This window comes from Pasteurella sp. WM03, from assembly GCF_004570945.1.
In the GTDB taxonomy this organism is placed as follows: domain Bacteria; phylum Pseudomonadota; class Gammaproteobacteria; order Enterobacterales; family Pasteurellaceae; genus Rodentibacter.
Map to the genome: position 1 here is coordinate 85,871 of NZ_SPPO01000008.1, position 8,982 is coordinate 94,852.

Here is an 8,982-nt window from a genome sequence, read left to right on the forward strand (position 1 = left end):
TTCATCTTTCCCTGTGGTTGAATAATTATAAGGGACTATAAATGATCTCAAGCAAACTAGCAATAGGATTAGTGATTGGTGCCAGTGTGAAAGGTGCTATTTCAGGCATCAAAGATGTGACAAATGCATTTAAATCATTAAAAGACAGCTCGTTATCCGTTGAGCAAAAAACAAGCTCAATGTTTAACCTTGCAAAAGGCTCGTTTAAAACAGCCGCAACGACGCTCACCGGTCTAGGTTCAAGCATTATGGCATTATCTCAACCTGCTATTGACTTTGAAAGCGCAATGGCTGACGTCAAAAAAGTCGTGGATTTTAAAACGCCTGAAGGGTTTAAAAACTTATCTAAAGACATCCTTGATCTTACCCGTACTTTACCGATGACAGCGGAAGAACTTGCTGCCATTACTGCTTCAGGTGGTCAACTGGGTGTCGCTGAAGAAGATTTAAAAGATTTTACAACAACGATCGCCAAAATGTCGGTGGCTTTTGATATGTCAGCGGAACAAAGCGGTGATTCAATGGCAAAACTTGCCAACGTTTATAAAATCCCAATTAAAGACATTGGCAATTTAGGTGACGCCATTAATGAACTTTCAAATAGCTCTCCGGCAAAAGCCTCTGATATTGTCAACACGTTGGGACGTATTGCCGGTGTTTCAAAAGATTTTGGACTCACTGAAAATGCTGCCGCCGCTTTAGCTAATACTTTTATTTCATTGGGTAAATCGCCAGAAGTGGCGAGTACCGCTATCAATGGAATGCTCACCTCTCTGAATACCGCAGATAAGGGAGGTAAAAAATTTCAAGCGGCATTAAAAGAAGTGGGTATTTCAGCAAAACAACTCAAACAGAATATTGCTAAAGATGGTCAAGGGGCGATTGTTGATTTCTTAAAACGTGTCGAAAAACTACCAAAAGCGAAGAGAACCGGGGTTTTAGTCGATTTATTTGGCAAAGAATATGCAGATGATGTTTCCTCAATAGCCGGGAATGTTGATTTACTTGAGAAAAGTATTTCAACGCTACAAGAAACTGATGAGAGCGGTAACTTGAAGTATCTAGGGTCAATGGAAAAAGAATTTGCCGCTCGCAGTGCAACGACTGAGAATAGTTTAAAGTTACTGAAAAATAGCTTTACTGAAGTGGGAATTACACTCGGTTCATCACTCTTACCCATTATTAATGGCTTTGTACAAGGCATGATGCCTATGGTGCATTGGGTTTCGGATTGGATTGGGAATAATCAGGAGCTGGTATCAACTCTATTTAAAATAGGGGTAGGTGTGGCAACCGGCTTTTCAGGGCTGTCTCTTGTTATTGGGGTTTTTAGTAGTCTTGCCGGTATATTTCTTAAAGCCAAAACCGGAGCCGGTTTGCTATCAAAAACCTTTACATCATTTAAACCATTGTTTTCTTCTTTTAGTAGTGGATTTATCAATATCGTCAAAGCTGTACTGCTTTCTACGCTACCCGCATTCGACAAATTAGTCACTGTTCTAGGAATTGTAAAAACAGCTATTGTCACAGTTGGTCGTGCTTTCCTTACCAATCCCATTGGTATTGCGATCACTGTGATTGCCGGGCTTGCCTATTTACTTTGGGATAATTGGGATTGGGTCAGCGAAAAATTTAGTCAAATGTGGCAATGGATTGGTGAAAAAGCGGCATCTTGCGGACAGTTTATCGCGGATATTTGGAATAACGTCAGCGGTTGGTTTAGCAGTATTTGGGACAATATCACCGGCTTCTTCAACTCCGGCATTGGCAATATCACCGCAAGCATTTTGAACTGGTCGCCGTTGGGCTTGTTCTATCAAATCTTTGCCGGCGTATTGTCTTGGTTCGGTATTGATTTACCAAGCAAATTTAGCGACTTCGGCAAAAATATGATTGACGGTTTAGTCAATGGTATTAAAAACGCTTGGGAAGGGGCAAAACAAATCGTCTCTGATTTGGGTGAGGGCATTAAAGGTTGGTTTAAAGAAAAACTGGGCATTCACTCACCAAGTCGGGTATTTAAAGGCTATGGCGATAATATCGCAACAGGATTAGCCATTGGCATCGCCGATAATGCACTGAAAGCCACTAAAGCCGTGGACAAAATGACCAAAAAAGTGAAGAAAGCCGCCCCGAAAAGCATTACCGCACCGGCAATCAAAGCCCCGAAACTCACCACGCCTGAAAAGCCTAAAAATGCTCGGTTGCAATATATCGAACGAATGCAGGCAAAAGATAGATGGCAAAGTGCGGTCAAATTTGAACCCGTTTTAAATGGCGTTGAGCGCGTATTTAAACCGTTATTAAACGCAAAAAAAGGCTTTTTCGGATCGCTTTGGGACGACATCAAATTTGGGGCTACTGTTGTCGGAAATTTATTGGGGATCAATCAGCCTTCAGATTTTCGTACACCCGGGTTTAATCCAAATGCCAATGCGGAAACCCCGTCAATTTGGGGCGAGTATCAGCCACTTAACAGAACTGCGGTGACGCACAATGAAAGCAATCAACAAAGCGGTATTGTGGTGAATTTTAACCCAACGATTCACGTGGGAGAAAATGTCGGTCAAGGGGTGATGGAGCAAGTACAACAAGGGTTAAATATGAGCCTTGTAGAGTTTGAACGCTTACTCAATCGGGTGTTAGATCAACGACAACGGAGAGCTTACTAATGTATTTTATGCTAGGCAATATCGCTTTTGAACCGGTCAATCTAACGGATTTTTCCGAAAGCCATTCGGCAGAATTTGCCGAACATTCGGTGTTAAAAGGCAAGCCCCGTTTGCAGGCAATGGGTGAAAAATTGACGGAACTCTCTTTTGCCATTCGGCTACACCACAAAATGGGCGGTGTGGAAAGCCGTTATCAAGCTTTGCTTTCGGCAAAAGCCAAACAAGAAGCGCTCGCCTTGATTTGGGGAGCGGGTAAATATAAAGGCAACTATGTCATTACCGATATTTCTTCAACCACCCTGTTTACGGACGCCAAGGGCAATGCGCTTGCGCGTGAGATGAATATTCGTCTGCTGGAGTTTGTCGGCAACGGACAAAACAGTTTGCTTGGGGCGGCATTAAATATTGGTGGGAAATCCTTGCTTGGGTCAATGTTGCCACAGGGGGTAAGCGCCACACTTTCTACCGTCAAAAGCGTAGTCAGCCGTGGGGTGGAAATCTATCACCAAGGTAAACGTGCGGTAGATGAAGTGCGTAACACCGTTGCGGTAGTTCGCCAACTGGCAGACGACCCTGCCTCTGCACTGGCTTATTTGCCCGGTGCATTAACCAATTTAGATAACGCCTTAGGCAATTTTGGTGAGTTGATTGGAATGCAATCGGCTTTTGAAAACGTTCGTCAAGCCTTGCCGGTGGTGAGTGAATTTGGCCGTGATGTGGCCGCGATTTATGACGATTTACAGATAATGAAACAACATTTCAGTCAAGCCGATGAAACCGGCTGGGAAAATTGGTTTAAACCCGCCGATAATGCGCTTTCTGCAATGAATGAACGGGTCGATAACTTGAGTGCGCCGGTGGCAAAAATGACGGCGTGGATAGTGTTACGTAGCGATGAGCAAAACCAAGATAATCGGGAGGCAAATGATGACGCAAACCGTGCTTAAACACACCGTTAAACAAGGCGAACGGTGGGATAACCTTGCTTATTATTACTACGGCAATGCGTTAGAGTATGCCCGCATTATTGAAGCCAATCCTCATATTAGTTTTTGCGAAGTCTTACCCTTGGGGGAAACCGTTTATATTCCGGTGCTGAATGTCAAACCGACCCAAAATGAAAATCTGCCGCCGTGGCTAAGAGGGAACAATGATTAACGTGCAACAGCCCGATTTTTCCCTTTTTTATGAGAAAACCAATATCACGGCGGAAATTGAGCCGTCTTTAATTGAATTGACTTACACTGATTATCTTGAGGGGCAATCGGATGAACTATCAGTGCAATTTGAAGATATAAACGGCAAATGGATTCGCCAGTGGTTTCCGACCCAAGGCGATAAATTAAAAGCGGCGATTGGTTATCAAGGTGAACCGTTGGTCGAGATTGGGGCATTTGAAATTGATGAAGTGGAATATAGCTATCGCCCCTCAAGTATTACCTTGCGGGCATTATCCACCGGCATTGCCAAAGCCAACCGCACGTTAAAACCACGATCCTATGAGAATACCACCTTGGCACAAGTGGTCGCGAAAGTGGCGGCAAATTTGAAATTAAAAGTGGTCGGGAAAATCAAAGCAATCCATATTAAACGGATTACTCAATATCAAGAACGCGACGTGGAATTTTTAGCCCGCCTTGCCCGTGAATATCACCATAGTTTCAAAATTGTCGGCGACCAACTGGTCTTTACGGACAAAGACGAACTGGGACAAACTGCCCCCATTGCGGTATTAGATGAAAGCCAATGCAAAAGTATTCGGTTGCGTGACCGCATTAAAGACACGGCAAAAGAAGTGGAAATTAAAGGCTTTGACAGCAACGGCAAGAAAGTGGTGAAAAAATCCAAAAAAGCGACCGCACTTCGCCCGAAAATGAAGCAGGCACAGGCGGCAAGTGGCGATACGCTTAAAATCACCACCCGTGGCGAAAGCCAAGAACAGATTGATGTCCTTGGTGATGCCGCATTAAGTGAGCAAAACGAAGACCAAAGTGCCGGTGATATTACGGTGATGGGTAACCCGAAACTCGTTGCCGGTTCGACCATTTTATTGCGAAATTTAGGTGTGTTTTCGGGTAAATATTTAATTAAGCAATCCCGGCACAGCATTTCACGCAGTCAGGGTTATATCACCAACATCGAAGTGCGAATGTTGGAATTTATCCCCGATGATTTATTAACGCTTGGAATGGAGATGAGCAATGCAACCCCATAATTTTTCGGCAACCTATCAAGAAGGCATTGTGTCGGCAATCGACCCGAAAACCCACAAAGTGCGGTGTAAAATTCCCGCACTGGAAGATTTGGAAACCGCTTGGCTTTCCTTTCTCACCCCTAACGCAGGTGGCAACCAGTTTTACTGCTTGCCTGATGTGGGCGAACTGGTAGCGATTTTACTCGATGCACGCGGCGAAGGGGGTTGTGTGTTGGGGGCAATTTATAACGAGCAGGACCCGACACCCGTCGCTGATAGTCATATTTGGATGAAGCAATTTTCTAACGGTACGGTGATTAAGCATGACCGCTCCACCGGCAACGTTGAAGTGTCTGCCGTGGGTGAGGTATTGATTAAATCGCCGTCTAAAGTCACTATTGATTGCCCTGAAACCGAAACCACCGGAAACTTATTAGTGAGTGGTGCTTTAACCTATATGCAAGGCATGACAGGTAACGGTGGTAGCAATGGTGCAACAGCAACCATTAACGGTTCGCTTAAAACGAAAGGTGGGGACATTAAAGCGGATAATATCAGCTTAAAAAATCACAAACACCCGGGCGATTCCGGTGGCAAAACCGGGCTTCCTGAATAACTTTTTCTTTAAAGTAGTTTAAAAGTACTTTTCTGCATAGCCTTGTATCATCAAGGCTATGAATACCAATCCTATCTTAACGACCCATTGGCAACTTGCACCGAATTTGGAAAACCAAGCGGTGCAAGGCGTTGATGATATTCATCAATGCATCGCCAACATTCTTAACACGCTCAAAGGCACAGACGTGTTACGCCCTGAATTTGGCAGCGACCATGTTCAATATATTGACCAGCCGGAAGAGGTGGCTATCCCCAATATGGTGCGGGAAATCACCCTCGCCTTACAAAAATGGGAAACCCGAATTGAGGTCGATAGCGTACAGATAAGCGGTATTGCGCCTCATTTTGAACTGTTGATTAGTTGGTCGCTGGTTGATGATGTGTATCGTGAAATTTATGCCACCGAGGTGAAACCATGATGAACCGATTTGATGTAAAAGCCGTGGATGATAATGTTGAAATCATCTTGCGTGATGCCATTGCCGATTATGAAAAACGCACCGGCAAAGTGCTACAACCGGCACAGATTGAACGCTTATTGATTAATGTCTATGCGTTTCGGGAAAGTTTAGCCCGACAAGGGATTAACGAAGCCTTTCGCCAAACTTTCCCACAATATGCGACAGGGCTTGCCTTGGATTTATGTGGTGAGACCTTTGGTTGTTACCGCTTGTTGGATAAGCCGGCACGCACAATTTTACGCTTTAGCGTGCAGGGCGAACACCCTTCTATTTTTATCCCCAAAGGTACGCGCGTTGCCGCCACAGACAATGTGGAATTTATCACCTTAAATGATGATGTGATTACCCCACTGATTGCTTACGTAGAAATTGAAGCCGAATGCAATCAAACCGGTGAAGTCGGCAATGGTTGGGAATTAGGGCGGGTGAAGACACTGAAAAGTGCGGTCAATTTTGACGGTGAAATCACCATAACCAATATTGATGTCTCAAGCGGCGGACTTGCCCGTGAAGAGGATGACGCCTATCGCAAACGCATTCTTGCCGCACCGGAAGCTTTTACCACCTGTGGGTCGATTGCCGCTTATGACTATCACACTCGCGCCGTGTCGCAAGCGATTGCAGATGTCAATGTCTCCACCCCCCGTGGCGGTTTGGTACGCATTGCGGTGCTCACGAAAACCGGTTTGCCCGATACACGATTGCTTAATGATATTAAAGCCTACCTGAACCCGGAACGTCGCAGACCGCTTTGCGATACGGTGGAAGTGATTGCCCCAACCCGGCGTAATTACCAAATTACAGCCACACTCACCTTACTTGACGGCTACCGTGAAGATATTGTGAAAACTCAAGCACGGAATGCATTGCAACTTTATCTCTCCGATAAAACGAAAAAACTCGGCGTTGATATTGTGCCATCCGCCATTATCAGTGCGTTGAGAGTTGAAGGCGTGTATGACGTGAATTTAATCAGCCCCGCAAAAACGGTTATCAATGAGACCGAATGGGCAAACTGTACCGCAATCAATATCGAAGTGACCCCGGAGCGCAGTGATGGCTAAACTCACTTATGCAGACATCATTGAGCAAGAAATCAAATACAAAGCCCTTGCGGATTTAAGCCTGCCGCTCTCCCGTCTTGATACCGGCAAAATTATGACCACTCTTGTGGATTTGTTAGATGATGAATTTATCCCACTCCTTGCTGAAAAATGGAGTGTCACCGGCTATGACGGAGAGTTTTTAGCCGAAAGTAGCGGCTCAAAGCGTGAACTGATTAAAGCCGCAATCGAACTGCACCGCTACAAAGGCACGCCGTGGGCAATTCGTGAAGTGTTACGCCGTTTGGGCTTTGGTGAGATTGATATTGATGAGGGATTAAAAGCCCGCACCTACGAACACAAGTTTGTGCAAGCTATTCCTTTAAGCGACAAATGGGCATATTACGCCATTCGGCTAAATCAACCTATTACTAACGAACAAGGACAACATCTACGCAAAATCCTACGCAATTTTGCCCCAGCCCGTTGCACCCTTGCGGTGCTGGATTATAAATCCGTGCCGATACGTTACAACAACAAAGTCCGTTATAACGGCAGTTATAACCACGGTTCAACCTAGATTTAACCCTCATTGAAAGGATATTTTATGGCAAATTTAAAAGAACAAGAAAAATGGGAAGATGGTATCTACCAAATTGAGGAAAACGACCCGGTGTTGGGGGGCGAAAACGGCATTACCAATAAACCTATTAAACAACTTGCCAACCGCACTAAGTGGCTTAAAAAAGCCCTTGATGTATTAACCGGCAAAGCCAAACCCAAAGATTTAACGGCAGAGAGTACAAGCACTGCCGATAAAGACGGACATAGTCACGCCCTGCCGAGAAGCTCAACAAGTCAAAAAGGCATTGTGCAACTTGATGACACTTGGGAATCAGATAGTCGAGAAAAAGCCCCAACAGCACGAGTCATTAAGGCAATCAAAGCCTTGATTGACAGCCTCACCCGAAACCTTGCTAACTACATCCCCAACAGCAAAAAATCAGATGCCATTGATAGTACGAGCAGTGACACCATCGCAACCTCATTTGCGGTAAAAAAATTAGATGACAAAATCAGAAGACTTAATTTTTATAAAATCAACGTCAAAGCCGGTAGCACGCCGGTGAACTTTGACTTAGCGAACCGCGAGCATTGGATAGCGGAAATCGGTATGGTGTACCGAGGCAACGGGCATTATCAGCTAGATTTGCACAATAATGCCACAAGCACTATCACAAACCTACCTCTAAATGATAAAAGCCCGGTACAGCTTGATGTGTCAGTGATGGGGGCATTTTCGGTCATACGCTGTCATTATGTTTTGCTTAACCGAACCTTTGAATCAAAGGCAGATTGGAATCAAGCAACGCTGAATTTGTCGTGGCATGAAAACTTAAAACTCGACAGCAACGGCAAAGTCCCTCGTGATACCGTCTTTGCCCGTAGTCTTGAGTCCAACTATCGTGTCGTTATTCGTCGCAATGATATACGATATGCGCCGTATATTCAATTTGTCGACCAATCTGTTGATATGACTGCAGCAACCGCCCCTAATAAAGTGATTAGTGAACTTGTTTGTCGTGCAGGTGAAGGCGAGGGTGTGCCGAAATCAATGCTCAAGACGATATTACTTGCAGATAAAAATATCACCTTTGAAATGGGTGGTTGGAATGCAACACAACAATATCAATTTTTTTTGAAAGGGTTTAGCCGGACAGGTAATGTGGTTATCGGCAGTGCGGCTGATGATGGCACTGCCCGATTACAAGTTGGCGGAGACATCAACGTAAAAGGGTCGCTCGTTGTCACGAATTCCAGTTGGGTAAAACACAAATTCCCGATAAATAACGGCGGCGAGTGGCGTCTGGAGTTTAACCCTAACTCTGAATCCGACCCACGATTTAATATCGTGTACAAAATGCAGGATAATTCAAGCCGCTATTGTTCATTCCCAAAACTGGAGCGGAATGAAACCGTGGCGTATCGTGCTT

General features: G+C 44.8%; 9 protein-coding genes. All 9 read left to right on the forward strand.

The window, feature by feature from the left end:
• Positions 1-41: 41 nt before the first annotated feature.
• Positions 42-2,672 (forward strand): phage tail tape measure protein, encoded by a 2,631-nt coding sequence (locus tag E4T92_RS08895; protein WP_135094329.1) that lies wholly within the window; start codon positions 42-44, stop codon positions 2,670-2,672.
• Positions 2,672-3,619, forward strand: a complete 948-nt coding sequence (locus E4T92_RS08900; protein ID WP_135094330.1) for a phage tail protein — start codon at positions 2,672-2,674, stop codon at positions 3,617-3,619. Before E4T92_RS08895 ends, E4T92_RS08900 begins: the two co-directional genes overlap by 1 nt.
• Positions 3,600-3,830, forward strand: a complete 231-nt coding sequence (locus E4T92_RS08905) for a tail protein X (RefSeq protein WP_135094338.1) — start codon at positions 3,600-3,602, stop codon at positions 3,828-3,830. Before E4T92_RS08900 ends, E4T92_RS08905 begins: the two co-directional genes overlap by 20 nt.
• Positions 3,823-4,887: a contractile injection system protein, VgrG/Pvc8 family gene (locus tag E4T92_RS08910; RefSeq protein ID WP_135094331.1), complete on the forward strand. Its 1,065-nt coding sequence runs from the start codon at positions 3,823-3,825 to the stop codon at positions 4,885-4,887. Before E4T92_RS08905 ends, E4T92_RS08910 begins: the two co-directional genes overlap by 8 nt.
• Complete coding sequence (locus E4T92_RS08915; RefSeq protein ID WP_135094332.1) at positions 4,874-5,482, forward strand: phage baseplate assembly protein V; 609 nt, start codon at positions 4,874-4,876, stop codon at positions 5,480-5,482. The genes E4T92_RS08910 and E4T92_RS08915 overlap by 14 nt, the downstream gene beginning before the upstream one ends.
• 58 nt (positions 5,483-5,540) lie before the next feature.
• Complete coding sequence (locus E4T92_RS08920; protein ID WP_077545285.1) at positions 5,541-5,903, forward strand: GPW/gp25 family protein; 363 nt, start codon at positions 5,541-5,543, stop codon at positions 5,901-5,903.
• Positions 5,903-7,009 (forward strand): baseplate J/gp47 family protein, encoded by a 1,107-nt coding sequence (locus E4T92_RS08925; RefSeq protein WP_135094339.1) that lies wholly within the window; start codon positions 5,903-5,905, stop codon positions 7,007-7,009. Before E4T92_RS08920 ends, E4T92_RS08925 begins: the two co-directional genes overlap by 1 nt.
• Entirely contained in the window at positions 7,002-7,568 is a 567-nt protein-coding gene (locus E4T92_RS08930) for a phage tail protein (RefSeq protein WP_135094333.1), read from the forward strand. Before E4T92_RS08925 ends, E4T92_RS08930 begins: the two co-directional genes overlap by 8 nt.
• Before the next feature lie 27 nt (positions 7,569-7,595).
• On the forward strand, positions 7,596-8,982 hold a 1,387-nt coding region (locus tag E4T92_RS08935; RefSeq protein WP_194199165.1), incomplete at its 3' end, for a tail fiber protein.

Excerpts from the sequence above, each read along its gene's own strand:
- E4T92_RS08905 (WP_135094338.1), top strand. The coding sequence starts at position 3,600 with ATGACGCAAACCGTGCTTAAACACACCGTTAAACAAGGCGAACGGTGG.
- E4T92_RS08900 (WP_135094330.1), top strand. The coding sequence starts at position 2,672 with ATGTATTTTATGCTAGGCAATATCGCTTTTGAACCGGTCAATCTAACG.
- E4T92_RS08925 (WP_135094339.1), top strand. The coding sequence starts at position 5,903 with ATGAACCGATTTGATGTAAAAGCCGTGGATGATAATGTTGAAATCATC.
- E4T92_RS08930 (WP_135094333.1), top strand. The coding sequence starts at position 7,002 with ATGGCTAAACTCACTTATGCAGACATCATTGAGCAAGAAATCAAATAC.
- E4T92_RS08910 (WP_135094331.1), top strand. The coding sequence starts at position 3,823 with ATGATTAACGTGCAACAGCCCGATTTTTCCCTTTTTTATGAGAAAACC.
- E4T92_RS08920 (WP_077545285.1), top strand. The coding sequence starts at position 5,541 with ATGAATACCAATCCTATCTTAACGACCCATTGGCAACTTGCACCGAAT.
- E4T92_RS08915 (WP_135094332.1), top strand. The coding sequence starts at position 4,874 with ATGCAACCCCATAATTTTTCGGCAACCTATCAAGAAGGCATTGTGTCG.
- E4T92_RS08895 (WP_135094329.1), top strand. The coding sequence starts at position 42 with ATGATCTCAAGCAAACTAGCAATAGGATTAGTGATTGGTGCCAGTGTG.